Genomic DNA, 18,014 nt, shown 5'->3' on the forward strand with positions numbered 1-18,014 from the left:
CACGGCGGTGTCCCAGCCCCAGTAGATGAAGACGGCGAGCAGCAGGCCCGAGGTGAGGGCGGTGAACGAGCCGATATCGAACGGGTTGAACCAGGACGCGGAGACGTGGATCGCGCCGGCCGGCGCGCTGCCGCCGTACACCTTCGTCAGCGCGACGATCGAGAGCACGAGCAGCATCAGCAGCTCGACGCTGAGCAGGACGCGTTGCAGCCAGACCGAGACCTCGATGCCGATGTAGCAGATCAGGGTCATCAGCACGATCCAGACCAGGCCGGCCACCTCGGTCCACCCGCTGCTGGCCGCCAGGCCGTTCGCGCCGACCAGCTGGAAGCCGTAGCCGCCGGCGATCTGGGCGAGGTTCGCCATGACGATGATGTCGGCGGCGATGATGGCCCAGCCGCCGAGCCAGCCGGTGCGCGGGCCGAAGGTGCGGGCGCCCCAGGTGAAGGTGGTGCCGCAGTCCGGGTCGGCCTCGTTGAGGCCCTGGTAGCCGAACGCGATCAGGAACATGGGGACGAAGGCGAGGATCATCACGATCGGAGACTGGAGCCCGACCGCGGCGACCACGAAGCCGAGTGTGGCGGCGAGGCTGTAGGCGGGCGCGACCGAGGCCGTGCCGATCACGATGCTGGAGGCCAGCCCCAATGCGCCGGGCCGCAGGCCCTTGCCTGCGGCCTGCTCGGTTTCGACGGTGCTGTCGCGGTTTCCGGCGGTCCCCGCTGTCACCTCGGCCATGGGGCGGCTCCCTCAAGCGGCAGGACGTGGCCGCTGACAGCCACGATTCAGGTGTGAGCCTGCACAAGCAGAGAATCGCTCCAGTAACAGCCGTTCACAAGCCCGGCGCGCCGGTCCGTCGGTGGGTCAGTCGGGTGACGGGCCCTCCGCGGCTGGTGTTGTCGGTGCCGTCGGCTGCGCGACTGCCGGTCCAGACGGCTGCGGTTCTGGCTGCGGCGCCCCCTGCGGTTGCGGTTGCGGCGCCCCCTGCGGTTGCGGGGTGGCTTGCGCTGCGGCCTGGAACTGCGGGGCGTTTTGCGGCGCCCCTTGCGGCTGCGCTTGCGCACCCGGCCAGTTGTGCACGTAGCTGGAGCCGCCAGGCTGCGGAGCCTGCGCCGCCTCCTGGCGAGGTCCGCGCGGGGTTACCAGGAACGCGAGCGCGAGGTAGGCGGCAGCGCACCAGAGCGCGCCCGCGATGACGGCACCGATCATGCTGTACGTCAGGCCGACCTCGGTCGTGATCCCGAGCGACCCGAGCCCCGACGAGCCGGACATCGACAGCTCGCCGAGCAGCGTCACCACCAGGCCCGCTATCGCGCCGAGCAGCGCGGCCCGCCAGACCTGGATCGGGGCGAACGCGGCCGGGTTCACCACCCTCCGGCGGGTGCGTACCAGGAACCACGGCAGCGCGGAACCGATGAGGGCAGCGAGGATCAGCAGGTAGATCAGCCAGGGCCGGCTGTTGCCGAACAGGCCGATCTCGTCGGCGTGGGCGCCGGTCAGCCCGAGCGTCAGGCCGTCGGACAGGCTGACGCAGAAACCGCTCAGCGCGCCGCCGATCATCAGGTTCGGCAGCAGGAGCACCGCGGCGATCGCCTGCGCCGCCTTCGCACGGCCGCTCGTACCGTCGGCCGTCAGCAGTTCGTACTCGGCGTACACCAGGACCACGAGCCCGGCCAGCAGTCCGACCGCGCGCAGCTGGGTCCAGACGATCCGCGCGCTGCCGCGCCACGGTCCTATCAGCTTCCTGATCCACTCGCCGCCGGGATCGCCGACCGGACGGCGCGCGACCGTCGTCAGCCGGCCGATCAAGAAGGCGGCGAACGCGATCAGCAGCGGGCCGAGGAACACCCAGCCGGGCGAGACGCCGATCGAGGAGTGCAGGCCGTTGGCGGCGTCACTCGCCGTGCCGAGGGTCAGCGCGGCGCCCGAACCGCCACTGCCCGTGCCGCCGCCACTGCCGCCGAACGGGTCGGTACCGCCGCCGCCGAACGGATCCGTGCCGCTCGGCAGCTGCGTGAGTCCGCCGCCGGCGCTGCCGTTGAGCCTGCCGACCAGGTTGAACACGTCGGAGGCGTTGCCGACCAGGGCGAGTACGAGCAGCACCACGCCGACGCCCAGCGCGGGCAGCGCCGAGCGGGCGACCAGTTGGAGCGGCGAGGCGCTGGGGGCGGCGGCTTCGCTGCGCCGTCCGCGGCGCATCCAGAGGAAGAACAGCAGAAGCGTGATCGTCCAGGTGGTCAGGCTGATCGTCAGGCTCAGGTTGATGGTGAAGGAACCGAAGATGGATCCGCCGAGGCTCGAGTCGCTGACCGGAGTGCCGCCGACGTTCAGGTCCGTGGGTGCGCCGAGCGCTCCGGCGACGAAGATCACGGTGCTGGTGAACCAGTCGTGGAAGCCGCCGTGGCCGGAGGGGCTGCCCAGAAAGGCGAGGCCGACCACCACGCCGAAAGTCGCGAGCAGGGCGATGACCAGCGGTGCGATCGCGTCGCGGAGCACGGCGAGCAGGTCCGCGCGGCCGACCAGTGCCGGGCGAAAGAGCGGGATGGGCGCGGGAGCACCGGCGGGCGGCGCGGCGAAGACGGGAGGGGCCTGGTAGGTAGGTGGCGGCGGGTAGCCGGATCCGGAAGGCCCGAAGGCTTCAGCGCCGGGGCCCGCGGTGGGGTTGGCGGCGGGGCCCGAGGTCGGATCAGCGGCGGAAGCGTTCCCGTAGCCAGCCGGCGCCGCGTAGCTCAGGCTGGACGTGTCGGGGCCAGGGCCCGAGGTCGGATCGGCGGCGGAAGCGGTTTCGTAACCAGCCGGCGGCGGGTAGCTCAGGCCGGACGTGCCACCGGCGAGGTCGGCGGCGGCAGGTTCCGGAGCCGACGACGCAGCAGGGGCCGTCTGGGGCTGCGACTGGGCCGGTATCTGTTCCCGCGGTTCAGGTTGGCCCTGGGTGAGCGCGGCCCCGCAATGACTGCACGCCGTCGCGCCATCCGGCACTGTTTCGCCGCAATGCGGGCAAGTAGCCACGTTCCCCCACAATCGAAGAACCTTGAATCGGATTCGGCCGCTCGTTCTTACCGGCTCGGATCCGTACTGTCAAAGGTGATCCGATGGCTCAGGACGGCGCGGCGACTCAGGACGGCGCTGCGGCTCGGCTCGTCGCGCCGCGCACCTCCAAGACGTCCAGCAGCTGCGCGGTGGCCGCGGCGATCGTCTCGACCGCCTCGTCGAAGGCGGCGCGGTTGTGCGCGGCGGGGGCCCGGAATCCGGAGATCTTGCGGACGTACTGGAGCGCCGCGGCCCGCACGTCTTCCTCGCCGACGTCCGGGGTCATCGGCGGGCGAAGGGTCTTGATACTTCTGCACATACCGCCAGTGTGGAGCAGACCTCCGACAATTCCGACCCCACGGAGGAGAAGTCCGGTACTGGCGATTCATTCCCGCGACTAGCCCGACCCCGCGTGAAACCTCAGTCCGTGCGGCCCCCGGTCACCACTCCCAGTAGAAGCCGACCACGGCGTGCTCGACGCCGCCCTCCAGGAACCGGTGCGCCTCGTTCGACGAGTTGAGCGCCACCGGTTCGCGGTGCGTGATCGAGCTGTTGACCACACCGTTCCACTCCGCCCACCACAGCTTGCTCGGGATCATGTCGGGGTGGAAGTGGATCCACAGCAGGAACTTGTCCACCTTGCGGCGGAACACGCGGCGCATCTCCGTCGGCGGAGCCTCTTCATAGCGGAACGTCGTCGTGTAGTTGAGCACCGCCGTGCCGCCGCGCGCCAGCGGGCGCTCCAGCAGGATGTCGATCGAGTGGTACACGTTGCCGTCTCGCGCACGCAGTTGATACGGCAGGCCGGGGACGCCTCCGGTCTGCACGTCGAGCGTCAGCATGTTCGTGTCGACCATGTACGTGTACCGGTCCAGGCCGTCCTCGGTCGCCTCGATGATCTGGTCGGTACGGTGCTGTACCGGCAGGCCGTCCGGGCCGAGATAGTGGTACTCGCGCAGGTCCACGGTGCGGTGGCGGGCGGGCGGCGCGTCGAAGATCGGCAGGTCGGTCTCCTGCGCATCGCCGCGTACATAGCGGATGCTCGACGAGCCCGCGTGCAGAAACCGCAGCCGGTCCGCGTCGTCGGGGGCGATGTCGAAGGCGTCGGCGAACCAATTGAGCGTGGCGCTGCTCAGTACCGTGTCCGGGCTGTTGCCGGCCAGCGCGCGGGAGACCCTGCCGCGCAGCTTCACCGGGTCCTGGTCCGCGTCCTCGGCTCCGCGATCGGCCAGCGAGCGGGCGATGACCTCGGCAATCGCGTCGACCGCGCCCTTACCCGGGACGAGCAGTGAGCGCCACTGCGTGCGGTAACGGCCCGGCCTTGTGAGCAGGTCGTAGAGGTAACTGCTCGCCGCAGCGGCTGGGGTAGGGGTACGCACGGCGCCGGGCGAAGGCGTCCCGCCGTTCCCATGTGCTCCCCCGGCGCCCGGGGCCGAGCCCGGGGCGGCCTCTGCCGGACGGCGGCGGCGCTCCTCGATCGCGTCACGCGCGGCCGCGAAGGCGAGCCGTTCCGCGCTGTCCGCGCCGAGCAGTACGACGATGACGTCGAGTTTGTCCGGCGGCGGAAGCACCTTGCCGGAGAAATAGCCGCCGATCACGCCGTGGGCATAACCGGTTTTCTCCGCCAAATACCGGTAGGACAACAAGGCGTCGCTGCGGCGCCGCGCATATCTGCGGCGCAATCGGCGCAGCGAATCGCCGAGGTCCTCCAGGGTCTCCAGGTTCCGGAGCCCCAGATCCTCGGGAAAGGAGGCGCCGCCGCCCAGCCGATCCATCTGCCGCCCTGTCCGTGAACTGACGTAACGCTCCGTCAGGGTAACCGTCGCCAGCGGAAATCGCGGTCCGGGAGCGGTCTTTGACCGGACTCCGCCAAATGGGGGAACGGGACCGCTCTTTCGGCCGCCCGTGTCCGTCGCTGTCCGACCGTGTCCGACGCCGGGGCTGTTTCCGGGGTGACCCATGTCACTGTAGGACCCGCGCGAGGCATCGCAAGGCGGCCGTGACCACGGGCGCCGCCCGCGACCGAGCAGGCTCCGTATCGAGTACGCAGAGTGGCGGATGACCGAGTTCCGATTTCCCCCGGTGCTGAGCACAGCCGCCTGGGTCACCGAGATCGACGCCCCGCAGGGGGCGGCGGCCGGCGAGGGCGGCGGGCTCGGGGGATTCGCACGCGGCGGTCCGCACCTGGACTTCGGCAGGGTCGAACACGTGGAGTTCGGCGTGCTGGCCAGGGCGCTGCTGCTGCTGGACGCGGCCGTCGCGGCCGGGGTGGGCGCGACGGTGACGCTGCCCGCGCACGAAGTGGGGCAGTCGGAACAGGGCGGGCGGGACCTGCCGGAGCGGGAAGCGCGGTCGGGCGGCGCGATCTCGGACTCCTGGTCTCGCACGCGGCGCACGAGGCACCGGGCCGGCAGACGTGGCCAGGCACGGGCCTTCATGCGGCAGGCCGGTTTCCGGGAGGCGCCGCACTGGCCGGTGGACGCCGTGCGAGTGCGGGGCGCCGGGGCCGCGGGACAAGGGGAGGAAATCGATGAGCTACCGTCCGGGGACATGCCGGCCGGCCGTAGTGAGCAGGCCGTCGAGCCGGTGGGCCACCGGCGCAGGTTGCTGCCGTTACAGTGGCTTCAGCCGGTGGAGGGCGCGGGCCTACGCGGCGCCGCGCGGTACCTCGCCGTTGAGCAGGGACTCAGTGACCTCGGCCTCTCGGCCGCCGACGCACGCGCGATCAGTGAAACGGTCCTGGCCGAGCTGATCGACAACGCGGCCCGGCTGGCCGCGTCACACAGTTCCGGAACCCCGCGGGTGCTGGTCGGCGGGCAGTTGTTCGACCGCGGCCACCCGCCGGGACCGGAGGATCCGTTCGCCCGGCCGGACTTCGCGGGCAGCGCGTTCGGCGAGGCGGCGTTCGCCGCCTTCCCGGCGGATCCGGAGCTGGGGGCGAGCCGGGTGCTGCACCTGGTGGCCGGCGGCGGCGGCGCACCAGAGACGCTGTTCGAGGCGACCGTGCCGATCGGTCCGCGGTTCGCCGCGCCCACCGGGCACTGGAGCGGCCATCCGGCGCTGCACCGGCCGCACCGGCTGAGCTGGCTCGGCTGCACGCTCGATCCGCGGCAGGGGCTCACGGATGCGGATCGGTCGGCGTACACCGCGGCGATCTCTCGCACCCGCGGCGGCCTCGGCATCTCGGGTACGCGCACGTCGGGGGTTGTGGTCACGGTCTCGCTCGGCGGCGAGATCGACGCTGGGCCGGGTTCGACCGGCAACGTCCGCGAATCGGTACGCCAGGCGCTGGACTTCCTCGCGCAGGGCGCCGAGCGCGCGGCGGTGGCGGCGGTGTTCCCGGACCTCACCTGGCAGGTACTGGAGTCGTGCGTTCCAGGAGGGGAAGCGCACGGCACCGGTACTGCCGGCCCGGAAAGAACGGGTCCCGAGAAGTCGGGCCCCGAAAAAGGCGGCGGCGAGAAGGGCGGTAAGAACGGCAGGCACGCTGCCGGAGCCATGTTGGTGGTCGGCGCTCAGGGCCGCCCACTGTGGCACGGCGGCTCGGCGCCGACCCGCGCCGTGCTGGAGCTGTTGACCAGCGTCGGCGGCGTCTCGCTGGTGGGCGAGGCGCGCGAGCGCTGGCTCGGCGCGGGCGGGTCGGGCGACGAGTTCGAGCGCTTCCTGCGCAATCAGAAGCACTTGGTCACGGTCGAGGGCGAGAGCCTGATCCTGCTGCTCTCGCCGCTGCACGTCCTCAGCACACTGACAGACGCCTCCCAGCGCGAGCTGAGCGCGGAGGCGGCCCGCCACGGCAAGGGCGTGCGCCGCGGCATGTTCCGCACGCCTACGCTCGCCGTGACGAACCGCTGGCTGGACGTCGGCCGGCTGCTCGACGGCACGATCGGCTTCGACGTGGCCGCGTTCACCCTCGCCCGCGCGGTGCAGGCCGAACTGGCCGCGCTGCCGCCGAGCCGCGGCCCGGTCGTGGTCGCGCAGACGCATACCTGCCCGCCGCGCCTGGCGACTCGGTTGAGCGAGTGCCTGGCCCTCGGTGATCGGACCTATCCGGCCGGTTCCGAGCTCGATCGCGGCGGCTGGCCGACCGCCGGGGACGTGCCCGGCGAGGCGCGCGTGGTGCTGTGCGCGGACCTGATCCTCACCGAGAACACGGTGCGGCGCGCGGTGGCGGAGATCGTCGAGCACGCCGAGCCCGTGGTCATCGCGTGCGCGGTCGACGCGCGGGTCAAGCGCGGGCGGATCAAGGTGCTCAACCGCGAGATCCCGGTCGTCGCGCTGGCCGAGGTCGACCTCGAGGCCGGTCAGGCCGAGCAGTCGGAGCGGGTGGGCCGCATGCATCGCCTGCAGGCCCTTGTTCCGGGCGCGGGCGCACCTCCCGCCATCGTCGACATCGACCCGGTCTCGCTGCGCCCGGCTCCCGCCCGCGCACCCGAGCGGCTGCCGATGAGCGAAGAGGAGCTGCTGTACTGGTGCGCGCCGCAGCCGGAGTCGCCGGCCGGAGCGCTGCGGATCGGGCACATCGAGTATGCGCGGCGGATGCACGCGAGCGCCTCGATCGACCTGGAGCGGATGTTCCGCCGCGACGACGCCCGCACACGCATGACGGACGTCCTGGTCGACGCGATCCAGCGCGGCCTGGCCCGGGTGCATCACCGCGCCGATCCGGGGCGGCCCGAAGACGCGATCCAGATCTGGTATCCCGGCGAGAAGCGGTCGAAAGCCGGGCTGCTCGCGCACGCGGCCTGGACGCGGCTTTCGGAGAACGGGCAAAGCGTCAGCGCTCCGGTCGGCATCCAGCACCTAAGCCACGGAGCGGTCTGGCCGAACTCCTCCGGCCAGGAACAGCCGCCGCGCCCGCGCACGCTGCTGATCGTGGATTACTCGGCGCGCACCGGCCGCACGCTGCAAGCGCTGATCCGCCATGCGGTACGAGCCGGCGCCGAGCGGATCGTGGCGGTGGTGCTGCTGGATCTGCTGCCCGAGCATGACAGCGGGCTGCTGGCGTCGCTCAGCGCCGTCTCAGCGGAACCGACCGGCACCCGTGCGACGCGCGGCTCTGACATCCCGGTCGCGGTCCGGTTCATCAGCGCGACGAGCATCGGCGGCCTGGGCGCCCACGAATGCGGCCTGTGCGCCACCCGCGACAAATACGCTGATGTGGCCGAGGCGCCGCTGCGGCTGCGCCGGCACGTGGACCGGCTGGACGAACTGCTGCGCCCGCGGCGCCGCGACGAGCTGTTCGAGAGCGCCCCGGCCGACCTGTTCGGGGTTCCGCTGCTCGGCGACGACGCGATCGACTACCTGCGGTGGCGCGGGCAGCTGCGCCGGGCGCTGCACGACACCGGAGCGCGCCAGGAGGTGCTGGACCGGATCGCCGTGCTCAATCAGTCGTCGCCGGACTCGGTGTGGGGCCGCCGCGGGCTGACCAGGCTGCTGGCCGCCGAGCGCGGCTGGCTCAAGCTGCCGCCGCTGCGTTACGGCGCCGCGCGCGAGCAGTTGGCCCGCTGCTGCCTCGACGAGCTGGACAACCCGGCGCCCGAGCCGCCGTGGCTGCGCGCGCAGGCCGTGATGGTGCTGGCCGCCGCCGCGCCAGACCGCTTCGCCGCGGTGCTGCCCGATCTGATCGAGCTGGGCGCGGACGAGCCGGTCGTCGTCGATCAGGTCTGCCTGGAAGCGTACCGTCTGGCGCGCCGGCCGCGGCATGACTCGCCGGTCGATCTCGGCGCGCTGCGCAACAGCCTGATTCGCTGCCGCGAGTACCTCGAAGGTTCGCGGGTGGACCTGGACCGGCAGCTGGCCGAGGACTACGTACACGTCATCAGGCAGCTGATCCTGCTGACCGAGCTCAAGCCGCGGCCACGGCTGGACGACCCACGCGAGGCCTGGGCCCGGCTGGCCGCGGATTGGTGCGAGGCGGCGCTGCGGCACCGCTTCGAGTCGCGGCTGCTGCGGGTGCGCGACTTCGTCGAGGACCTGCAGGTGGCCGAACCGAGCCGGGAGCGGACCGCGGCGGCCGAGGCGGACCTGCGGGAGTGCACGCGGCTTGTCGAGGAGCGGGTGCTGGCGTTCCTGCCCAGGCTGCGCGAGATCCTGGCCGGGGATTACGCGGCCGAGCTGCTCGGGCGGCGGGATCAGGAGCGGTTCGTGGAGCTGTCCGGCGCGAGCGCGGCGGGTCTGCTCGGGCTTTCCGAGCGTCTCAGTAGCCTGGTCCGGGAGCCGAGGCGTCCGGACGACGGCCGGTGGCGGGCGCAGCGGCGGGATCTGCTGGACCGGATCGGCTGGTGGTACAACGCGTTGTTCGCCACGCACCGGCCGGGTACCGACTCGCCGGCGCAGCTGGTGCACCTCGTGCGGTCAGTACCGGCTCTGGTCGGCGACGTCGTGCACGCCGCCGTCGAAGAGCGCGGACTGAGCGGTACGACCAAGCTTTCCGGCGATCTGGCCGTGCCCGTGTTCTGCCCGCGCGACCTGCTCGCCGAGGTGGTCGGGCACGCGCTGGACAACGCGCGGTGCCGTTTCGCCGCCGACGAGGACGCCGATGACGACGAGCCCCTGTTCGAGGTGAGCATTCGCCGCCCCGCGCCGGACGGCGTGCAGTTGGTGATCTGCAACTCGGGGGCGCTGCCCGGTCCGGAGCCCGGGCGTGGCCTGGCGGCGCTGGCCCGCGCGCTGCGGCCGTTCGGCGGCTGGCTGACCGGCCGGGCGCTGGGCTCGGACGGCTGGACTTACGAGGCGGTCATCGCGCTGCGGCCGTGGTCAGGTGCGCCGCTCGATCGCGACAGCGGCGAGCACTCTGCCTTCGAAAGCCGCGCCGCCGAACACTCCGCTTTCGAACACCGGGCAATCGAACTGCGCAGGGAAGACGGCAGCAGCGAGCAGAACGGCGTCGAGGATCACGGCAGCGGTGACGACGGCACCGATGATCACGACGCGGTTCGGTACGGCGACCTCGAGCACAGTGCCGCTGCCCGCAGCGGCGCCGCCGAGTACAGCCGTCTGGAGCGGGGCGCGTGACCGTGGACTCCATCCAGGCTTTGCTCATCGACGAGGACGAGGACAACCTCACCGCCTTGCCCGAGCGCCTGCGCCATCCGTTCGCCCAACTCGGCTGGCACGTGATGTGGACCGCGGCGAAGGACGCCGGCCGGGTGCGGGAGCTCTTCTCAGTGCCGGGCGCGGCCTACGACCTGATCGTCGTGGACCTGCCGTCGGCTGCGCGGGACGGGGCCGGTGCGGCGGCCGCGCAGCCGGGCCTCAACCTCATCTGCGACGCCCGCGAGCGCTTCCCCGGCGCGTTCATCCTGGCGATCAGCAGCGGTCAGGCGCACCGTCCGGACCTGCTCGACGAAGCGCGCCGGTGCGGAGCGCACCGGGTGCTGCGGCGGTACGAGTTCAGCGTCGAAGCTCGGGAGAGCAGCCCCGCCGCGATCGCCACCGAGATCCACAACCACCTGCTGGACACCGGGGCGGTCGCGCCGATCGCGGTGACCTACGACGAGTTCGACCCGGATATCCAGACCTTCGTGCACGCGGTCGGCGAACCAACGCTGTGCCGTCTCTACGCGCGCATCCTGCAAGCAGCGGGCCGCACTACACGCAACATGAGTCTGGGTTACATCGCGACCGGCTACTCGGGCGCGGCGGTGTGCGCGGTGACGGCTGCGTTGGACAACAGCGGCGTGCGTACGCATCACGTGCTCAAGGTCAGCCTGGATAAGGATGCGCTGGAGCGTGAGGCTCAGCGCTCCGCGGAGGCGTGGGGCATGCTGCGCCAGTCGCTCCTGGCCAAGCAAGCGCCGCCGTACCCGGTCGGTCCGGTCAACGGCTGGTATGCGCTCGCCGCGCAGCTTGAGGGCAGTGCCCTGACGCTGCGGGACTGGCTAGCGCGCGGCGCATCTGACGCCGCAGTGGAAGACGTGTTCGCGGCCTTGTTCACCGACGGACTCGGGGGCGTGTACGCGGACACCGCGCAGGAGATCGACTCGCCGGCCGATCTCCTGCGCACCCCCTACTACCGGCAGCGCCGGGTACTGCACGCGGTCAAGCAACTGGCGCCGGTGCTCACTCACCCGGACGGCTGCCGGCTGGCCGAATCGCTGGTCGAGGACCTGACCGAGCGGGTGACCGGGTTCGTGGCGGAAGGCCGGATCGGCGAGGCGGACGCGCAGCGCACTGCCGCGCGGCGCACCTACGGCGTGTTCTCTCACGGGCACCTGCACGGCACCAACGTGCTGGTCTACGAGGGCCGCCATCCGGAGCCCGCGGTCATCGACGCGAGCCGCTTCGCGCACGCGCACTGGGCGACCGATCCGGCGCGGCTGGCGGCGGACCTGCTGATGCACAGCGTGGATCCGGCCACTGAGTCGATGTTCTTCACCGGATTCGAGCGCTGGCGCGTGGTCGCGGCGCGGCTGGGCCGCCTTGAGCCGCTGCTGGATCCGCCCGAGGAGTCGGCGCCTGCGGTACCTGATCCGGCCGACTTCATGGCGACGCAGTTCACGCACACGTCGGCTGGCGACGGCGCGCCGCGCCCCGAGGGCGTCACGCTGCCGCCCGGCCATGACGCCTCGGATCTGCCCGAGCGCAAGGCGACCGGCGACGGTACCGCGGCGGCCTTGGCTGCGCTCAATTGGCTGACCGGTAACCTTCGCGCGTTTTGCCCGGGTATGTCCGGGGAGGGCGAGTACCGCGCTCACGCATGGGAGTGGCATACGGCGCTCGCCCGGTATCTGCTGCGCTCGTCGTATAACCACGAGATCACCGTGCCTAAGCGCGCGCTGGCGATCGTCGCAGCGTACGACCAACTGCTGGCGGCGGAGGCGAGCCTGCTGGACTGAGCTACGGGGAGCGCGGCCATGCACCGCGCCACATGCCGGGTGGGGCCGCGGTGGGGACGGCCCCACCCGCTCATGCCCGTCCTCGCGGCACACCGCGCGACGGCCGCATGGCGCTGATCTGCGTACGAACGCGCGTACGCAAGCGCAGAAAAATTCTCCCGGAAAAAGTGTTGGGGTTCCGGGCGCCCGCTCCTCTCACCGGTATAGGGCAAGTTCTCGATACCAGGAGGCGGTCGCCATGTCCCTCACCTCAACCATCGCGCCTGTCGCACCGTCAGCCACGCCGTCAGCCGCTCCGCTCCACCCCGCGCACCCGGTCGGCACCCCGGCTTCGACGCAGCGTCAGTTCGCGGGCCGTCCGTACCGCATCGCGGTGCGCGTGCACTCGCTGGACCCGATCTCCGAGGCCGGGGTCCTGGTGCAGCTGCGCCAGCGCCCGGAGCTGCGGATCGCGGAGGCCGGGGAGGCGGCGGCGGTGGTGATCGCGATCGCAGACGTCGTCGACGAGCCCGCGACGCGCTGGCTGACCGCGTTGCACCGCGCCGACGGAACTCCGGTCGTCCTCGTCGTCGGGCAACTCGACCCGCGCGCGATGGCCGGAATCGTCGGCTCCGGCGTGTGCGGGGTGCTGCGGCGCACCGAGGCCAGCCCGGAGCGCGTCGTGCGGGTCGTGCGGGCGGCGGCGCAGGGCCAGGGCGACATGCCGCCGGACCTGGTCCGCCATCTGCTCGACCAGGTCAGCCTGCTGAATCGGACCACGCTCGAACCGCGCGGCCTGTCCTTCGCCGGGCTGACCGAGCGGGAGCGCGACGTGCTCAAGCTGATCGCGGACGGCCTGTCCACCCGTGAGGTCGCGATCAAGCTCGCCTACTCGGAGCGGACCATCAAGGCCGTGCTCCAGTCGCTCACCATCCGGCTGAACCTGCGCAACCGGACGCAGGCGGTGGCTTACGCGGTGCGCAATGGCTGGATCTGATCGCCGCTCGCCGGGCCTGCCACGGCCGGCGACTGCGACCTGCTCGACTACATCAAGACGCGCTTATGTGACTCAGTCGTGTTCGACCGTGTGTTCCACTAAGCGCTCGGGACTCACTACGGTGTGCGCATGCAGGATCGGGACCTCGTCGCCGCGATCGTGGCGGGCGACCCGGCAGGACTGGCTGCCGCCTACGACAGATACGCCTCGGCGCTGTACACGTACTGCCGCTCGATGCTGCGCGACGCCGAGGACGCGGCCGACGCGTTGCAGGACACGTTCGTGGTCGCGGCGCAGAAGCTCGACGGGCTGCGGGATCCGGACCGGCTGCGGCCGTGGCTTTACGCGGTGGCCCGCAACGAGTGCCTGCGGCGGCTGCGCGGCCGCCAGGGCATGGTCGAACTCGATCAGGCCGGAGAGGTGAGCGACGACGCCGTCGACGTCGATGCGGGACTGCGCGAGGCAGACGTACGTGGCCTGATCTGGGCCGCGATCCAGGGCCTCAACCCGAGCGAGCGCGAGGTCTTCGAGCTCAACGTCCGGCACGAGCTGGAGGGCGCCGATCTCGCGGCGGCGCTCGGGGTCTCGGCCAACCACGCGCACGCCCTGCTCTCGCGGGCGCGCGGACAGCTGGAGAAGTCGCTGGGCGCACTGCTGGTGGCGCGCACCGGCCGGGCCGAGTGCGCGGAACTGGCCGCGATCCTGGACGGCTGGGACGGCGAACTGACCGCGCTGCTGCGCAAGCGGATCAACCGGCATATCGAGCAGTGCGAGATCTGCGGCGAACGCAAGCGGTACGAGCTGCGACCCGAGATGCTGCTCGGCGCGATGCCGCTCCTGCTGCTGCCGCCGGGCCTGCGCGCGAACGTCATGCGCATGGTGGGCGACGCGATGCCGGGCTCCGGCAACACCGGCAACACCAGCAATTCGGGCAACTCAGGGAACTCACGGAACTCAGGAGGTTCGGGTGACTCTGGAGGTTCGGGCGGCAGCGGCTCAAGCACCGGCGGATCAGGCAACTTCGGCAACATCGCGAACGGCGCTCTCGGCGGAGCCGCGGCGGCGAACCTGGCCGAGTACTGCGCCCGCGTCGCCAAACGGGCCGAGCCGTTCAACCGGGACGGCTTCCCGGTACCGCTGGACCGGCGCCGCAAGCCGCTGGCCGCCGCACGCCGCAAGACGCTCGTCGCGGCCGCGGTCCTGCTCGTGCTGCTGCTCGGGATAGGCGGCTACACGACGCTGCGCTACCTCTCGCCGGGCAACACGGCGGCGGCCATCCCCACGCACGAGCCTTCGGTGGTCGCGGTCGTGGACACCGGCGACGGTTCCTCACTGCTCGTGGAGATATCGACGAGCGCCGCGTCTCCAAGCGCAAGCCCGAGTCAGAGCCCGTCGGCGAGCGCGTCACCGTCGGCGAGCCCCTCGGTCATCGTGGTACGCACGTCGGCGCGACCGTCACGGTCGCCGAGCCGGTCGCCCTCGCCGAGCCCTCCCCCGCCGCCACCCGGCGTGCTCGTCGCCAACCCGACCTTCGTGCTCGCACCCTTCAGCGGTAACGCCTACCAGGGCACCTTCAAACTCATCGCTCGGGGCGGGCCAGTGTCCGGCTACACGATCATCGTGCCGCCGCCTCCCCCGTCGAACACCTCGCCGAGCGCGTTCCCGACGACAGGCGGGCCGATGGTTTCCGGGCAATCGGACACCATCACCGTGTACATCGACTTCACCCAGGTGGTTTTCACCGTGGAGCCGAAGGGGACCCAGGCGCCGATCCTGGTCACGGTCTCGCCCTCGTTCCAGATCATCCCCTGAGCGGGACACGCGCGGCAGGCGCCTCGCGGCCAACCGTATCGCGGGCTTACGATGCCCGGCGTGCCTTCACTCATGGGGATGACCAAGCGCGTCCTGGTCGGCCAACCGATGCGCAGCGAGATGCTCGGCGAGGCGACGCTGCCGAAGAAGATCGCGCTGCCGGTCTTCGCCTCCGACGCCCTCTCCTCAGTCGCCTACGCCACTGAGGAAATCCTGCTCGTGCTCTCGGCCGGCGGCCTGGCCTTCTTCCACTACACCTGGTACATCGCCGGCGCCGTCGGGTTCCTGATGCTCGTGGTCGTGGCCTCGTACCGGCAGAACGTACACGCCTACCCGTCCGGCGGCGGCGACTACGAGGTGGCGACCACCAACCTCGGCCCGCGGGTCGGCCTGACCGTCGCCAGCGCGCTCATGGTGGACTACACGCTCACCGTCGCGGTGTCGGTCTCCTCGGGCGTCGCGAACCTCGCCTCGGCCATCCCCTCGCTCAACGCGCACCTGGTGCTGATCTCGGTGTGCGTCATCGCCGTAATCACCCTTATGAACCTGCGCGGCGTGCGCGAATCAGGCACCGCGTTCGCCATTCCGACCTACTGTTTCATCGCCGCCATCGGCATCATGATCCTCTGGGGCGCGCTGCGGATCTTCACCGGCCACCCGCTGGCCGCCGAGAGCGCCCACTACCAGATCAAGGCCGCGGGCAGCTACGGCGGCCTGGCGCTCGCCTTCCTCCTGCTGCGCGCCTTCGCCTCCGGTTGCACCGCGCTGACCGGTGTCGAGGCGATCAGCAACGGCGTGCCCTCGTTCAAGCCGCCGAAGAGCCGGAACGCCGCGACGACGCTGGCGCTGCTCGGCGGGATCGCCGTCAGCATGTTCGCCGGCGTCACCGCGCTGGCGCTGGCCGGACACGTGCACGCCGCCGACGCCGCCAACCTGATCGGCCTGCCGTCGGGGCAGACCCCGCGCACCGTCATCGCCCAGGTGAGCCGCTCGGTCTTCGGCGGCGCCTCGCCGATGTTCTACATCCTGCAGTTCGTCACCGCGCTGATCCTGGTGCTGGCCGCGAACACCGCGTTCAACGGCTTCCCGGTGCTGGCCTCGATCCTCTCCCGGGACGGCTACCTGCCCCGCCAGCTGCACACCCGCGGCGACCGGCTCGCCTTCTCCAACGGCATCCTGCTGCTCTCCGGCTTCGCGATCACGCTGGTGGTCGTGTTCAAGGCGTCGCCGACCCGGCTGATCCAGCTGTACATCGTCGGCGTGTTCGTGTCCTTCGTGTGCAGCCAGACCGGCATGATCCGGCACTGGAACCGCCTGCTGGCGACCGAGACCGACCGCGCGGCGCGCAACCGGATGCTGCGCTCCCGCACGATCAACGCGGTCGGCGCGGTGATCACCGCGATCGTCCTGGCGATCGTGCTGGCGACGAAGTTCATGAACGGCGCCTGGATCGTGGTGGTGGCCATGCCGCTGATCTGGCTGGTGATGCGGGGCATCCAGCGGCACTACTACTCGGTCTCGGTGGAGCTGACCCCGCCGCCGGACTACAAGGTCACCATGCCCAGCAACAACCACGCGATCGTGCTGGTCTCCAAGCTGCACCTGCCGACGCTGCGGGCCATCGGCTACGCGAGGGCGGCGCGGCCGAGCCGGCTGGAGGCGGTGACCGTCGATCTGGACAGCGCCGAGACCGAGGCGCTGCGCCGCGACTGGGAACAAAGGGACATCCCGATCCCGTTGACAGTCATCGCCTCGCCGTATCGAGAGATCACCCGGCCGATCGTCGACTACGTCAAGCGCCTGCGCACCGAGAACCCGAACGATATCGTGACCGTTTACATCCCCGAGTACGTACTCGGACACTGGTGGGAGCAGCTGCTGCACAACCAGTCCGCGCTGCGGCTGAAGGGCCGGCTGCTCTTCCAGCGCCGAGTGGTGGTGGCCAGCGTGCCCTACCAGCTGCGTTCGGCCGTCAGCAGGCAGGAAAGAGTCAAGCAGCAGATGCTGAACCAGACGCCCGCCACGAAGACCCCCTCGAAGAGCGGCTGAGCCCCGGCGCCGCCGCCACCAGAGCCACAACCGAATACCGCCCCGCCGCCAGGACCAGTTCCAGGAAGGAGCCCGCGAGGATGCGAGCGCTCGACGGCACAGACACGGACCCGGCCGCATCAACCGGCCGCCGCAGCGACGCACCGCGCCCCGAGGCCGACGCCGGCGCCGGCGGGCGTGCGCCGCGCGGCCAGGGCTCGAAGCTGCGGCGGCTGTTCTCCCGGCTGGCGGCGGATCCGGACGAGTTGCAGGCCGACGAGCTGCAGGCGGAGATCCAGGCCTCCGAGGCGATGCCGATCGGCCGGTGCCAGGACCGCGAGCAGGTGTGCCTCGTCGGCACGCTGCGCACGGTCACCTTCCGGCCGCACGCCGGCGTGCCCGCGCTGGAGGCCGAGCTGTGGGACGGCACCGGCACGGTGAACGTGATCTGGCTCGGGCGCAGGCACATCCCCGGCATCAGCCCCGGCCGCACGATCAAGCTGCGCGGCCGGATCACCACGCTGCGCGGCAACCGCGCGATCTACAACCCGATCTACGAGCTTCGCGCCTCGGCCTCCGACTGATCCGGCCGCTGATCCGGCCGTTGATCGCCGCCGCGCCGGTAGGCGGGACCGCTCAGCGGCGTTCGGCAAGAGCGGCGGGCGTTTGAATTGCGCGAGTAATCGCCGCCGCGTCGTATGAATGCCGCGAACGCGGCACACAGGGCGGCGTTCCTGGGCTTCACTGACGCTATGCCGACCCCTCGGCCGCTCGCCGCCGACTCCCCGTCCGGCGGCGCCGGCTCCACGACCGCGGCGGCGTCCGTGCGCGCCACCGCAGTCGGGCCTGCCGATTCCGCCCCCCTTGATTCCGGTGCTGCCGATTCCGGCGCCGCCGGAACGCTGCGCGGCGGCCAGGCGGTGCCGATCCTGCCGAGCGGGGACCTCGACCGGGCCGCCGCCTGCTACCGCTATCTCGGTTTCACGGTGCTCGGCCGCGCCGCCGACTACCTGCGCCTCGCCCTCGGGCCGGTCGAACTGCACCTCTACCTTGACCCGGCGCTCGACCCGCTGCGCAACGGCTCGGGCTGCTATCTGCGCGTCCCGGATCCGGCCGCGCTACGGACGGCCTGGAGCGACGACGGCGTGAACTGCCTCGATCTCCCGGGCACCGCCGCGTACGGGACGAGCCTGTTCGCGGTGATCGACTCGGACGGCAATACGCTGCGCATCGGACCGCTGCGTGAAACTGGTGTTCACTCGGCGTAGTCTCGCGGCCCTCAATCGCCGCGCGCGGCAACGATACGGTTGCCGCGCGTTAAAGGTATGGGCTGA

11 protein-coding genes and 1 pseudogene are annotated in these 18,014 nt (G+C 71.4%); 7 read left to right on the top strand and 5 right to left on the bottom strand.

What is annotated here, in order from left to right; all coding sequences use genetic code 11:
- The 5 genes and pseudogenes from VFB40_RS07460 to VFB40_RS07475 all read right to left on the bottom strand — a co-directional run.
- Positions 1 to 735: amino acid permease (locus VFB40_RS07460; protein WP_324848558.1), on the bottom strand; the 735-nt coding region annotated here is incomplete at its 3' end.
- Positions 736 to 861: 126 nt separating this feature from the next.
- Positions 862 to 2,493 carry a hypothetical protein gene (locus VFB40_RS07465; protein ID WP_324848559.1) on the bottom strand — a complete coding sequence of 544 codons (1,632 nt, stop codon included), beginning with the start codon at positions 2,491 to 2,493 and terminating at the stop codon, positions 862 to 864.
- A gap of 444 nt (positions 2,494 to 2,937) precedes the next feature.
- Positions 2,938 to 3,006, bottom strand: a pseudogene (locus VFB40_RS28765) (zinc-ribbon domain-containing protein); the annotation flags it as partial.
- A 106-nt stretch (positions 3,007 to 3,112) separates the two neighbouring features.
- Entirely contained in the window at positions 3,113 to 3,346 is a 234-nt protein-coding gene (locus tag VFB40_RS07470; RefSeq protein ID WP_324848560.1) for a DUF2277 domain-containing protein, read from the bottom strand.
- A gap of 121 nt (positions 3,347 to 3,467) precedes the next feature.
- The gene (locus VFB40_RS07475) at positions 3,468 to 4,802 is read right to left on the bottom strand and encodes a helix-turn-helix domain-containing protein (RefSeq protein WP_324848561.1); all 1,335 of its coding nucleotides are present in this window, start codon (positions 4,800 to 4,802) and stop codon (positions 3,468 to 3,470) included.
- 283 nt (positions 4,803 to 5,085) lie between these two features.
- On the opposite strand from VFB40_RS07475, the gene VFB40_RS07480 reads away from it, so the two are divergent.
- The 7 genes from VFB40_RS07480 to VFB40_RS07510 all read left to right on the top strand — a co-directional run bounded on the left by VFB40_RS07480 (position 5,086) and on the right by VFB40_RS07510 (position 17,948).
- On the top strand, positions 5,086 to 10,041 hold the full coding sequence (locus VFB40_RS07480) for a phosphoribosyltransferase (protein ID WP_324848562.1): 4,956 nt from the start codon (positions 5,086 to 5,088) through the stop codon (positions 10,039 to 10,041).
- Entirely contained in the window at positions 10,038 to 11,864 is a 1,827-nt protein-coding gene (locus tag VFB40_RS07485) for a hypothetical protein (RefSeq protein WP_324848563.1), read from the top strand. The genes VFB40_RS07480 and VFB40_RS07485 overlap by 4 nt, the downstream gene beginning before the upstream one ends.
- 238 nt (positions 11,865 to 12,102) lie before the next feature.
- The gene (locus tag VFB40_RS07490; protein ID WP_324848564.1) at positions 12,103 to 12,840 is read left to right on the top strand and encodes a helix-turn-helix transcriptional regulator; all 738 of its coding nucleotides are present in this window, start codon (positions 12,103 to 12,105) and stop codon (positions 12,838 to 12,840) included.
- Positions 12,841 to 12,969: 129 nt separating this feature from the next.
- Positions 12,970 to 14,652, top strand: coding sequence for an RNA polymerase sigma factor (locus VFB40_RS07495; RefSeq protein WP_324848565.1), 1,683 nt, complete (start codon positions 12,970 to 12,972; stop codon positions 14,650 to 14,652).
- A 51-nt stretch (positions 14,653 to 14,703) separates the two neighbouring features.
- The gene (locus tag VFB40_RS07500; RefSeq protein WP_324848566.1) at positions 14,704 to 16,701 is read left to right on the top strand and encodes an APC family permease; all 1,998 of its coding nucleotides are present in this window, start codon (positions 14,704 to 14,706) and stop codon (positions 16,699 to 16,701) included.
- An 80-nt stretch (positions 16,702 to 16,781) separates the two neighbouring features.
- A complete protein-coding gene (locus tag VFB40_RS07505; protein ID WP_324848567.1) occupies positions 16,782 to 17,264 on the top strand; it encodes an OB-fold nucleic acid binding domain-containing protein in 483 nt (160 codons plus the stop codon).
- A gap of 168 nt (positions 17,265 to 17,432) precedes the next feature.
- A complete protein-coding gene (locus tag VFB40_RS07510) occupies positions 17,433 to 17,948 on the top strand; it encodes a bleomycin resistance protein (RefSeq protein WP_324848568.1) in 516 nt (171 codons plus the stop codon).
- The last annotated feature ends 66 nt before the right edge of the window (positions 17,949 to 18,014 follow it).

The sequence above is a fragment of the Actinocrinis sp. genome, from assembly GCF_035650855.1.
Lineage (GTDB): Bacteria > Actinomycetota > Actinomycetes > Streptomycetales > Catenulisporaceae > Actinocrinis.

What these genes read in the sequence shown, in the direction of transcription:
- VFB40_RS07480 (WP_324848562.1), top strand. Translation starts at nt 5,086, where the DNA reads ATGACCGAGTTCCGATTTCCCCCGGTGCTGAGCACAGCCGCCTGGGTC.
- VFB40_RS07495 (WP_324848565.1), top strand. Translation starts at nt 12,970, where the DNA reads ATGCAGGATCGGGACCTCGTCGCCGCGATCGTGGCGGGCGACCCGGCA.
- VFB40_RS07475 (WP_324848561.1), bottom strand. Translation starts at nt 4,802, where the DNA reads ATGGATCGGCTGGGCGGCGGCGCCTCCTTTCCCGAGGATCTGGGGCTC.
- VFB40_RS07510 (WP_324848568.1), top strand. Translation starts at nt 17,433, where the DNA reads ATGCCGACCCCTCGGCCGCTCGCCGCCGACTCCCCGTCCGGCGGCGCC.
- VFB40_RS07505 (WP_324848567.1), top strand. Translation starts at nt 16,782, where the DNA reads ATGCGAGCGCTCGACGGCACAGACACGGACCCGGCCGCATCAACCGGC.
- VFB40_RS07490 (WP_324848564.1), top strand. Translation starts at nt 12,103, where the DNA reads ATGTCCCTCACCTCAACCATCGCGCCTGTCGCACCGTCAGCCACGCCG.
- VFB40_RS07500 (WP_324848566.1), top strand. Translation starts at nt 14,704, where the DNA reads ATGCCCGGCGTGCCTTCACTCATGGGGATGACCAAGCGCGTCCTGGTC.
- VFB40_RS07470 (WP_324848560.1), bottom strand. Translation starts at nt 3,346, where the DNA reads ATGTGCAGAAGTATCAAGACCCTTCGCCCGCCGATGACCCCGGACGTC.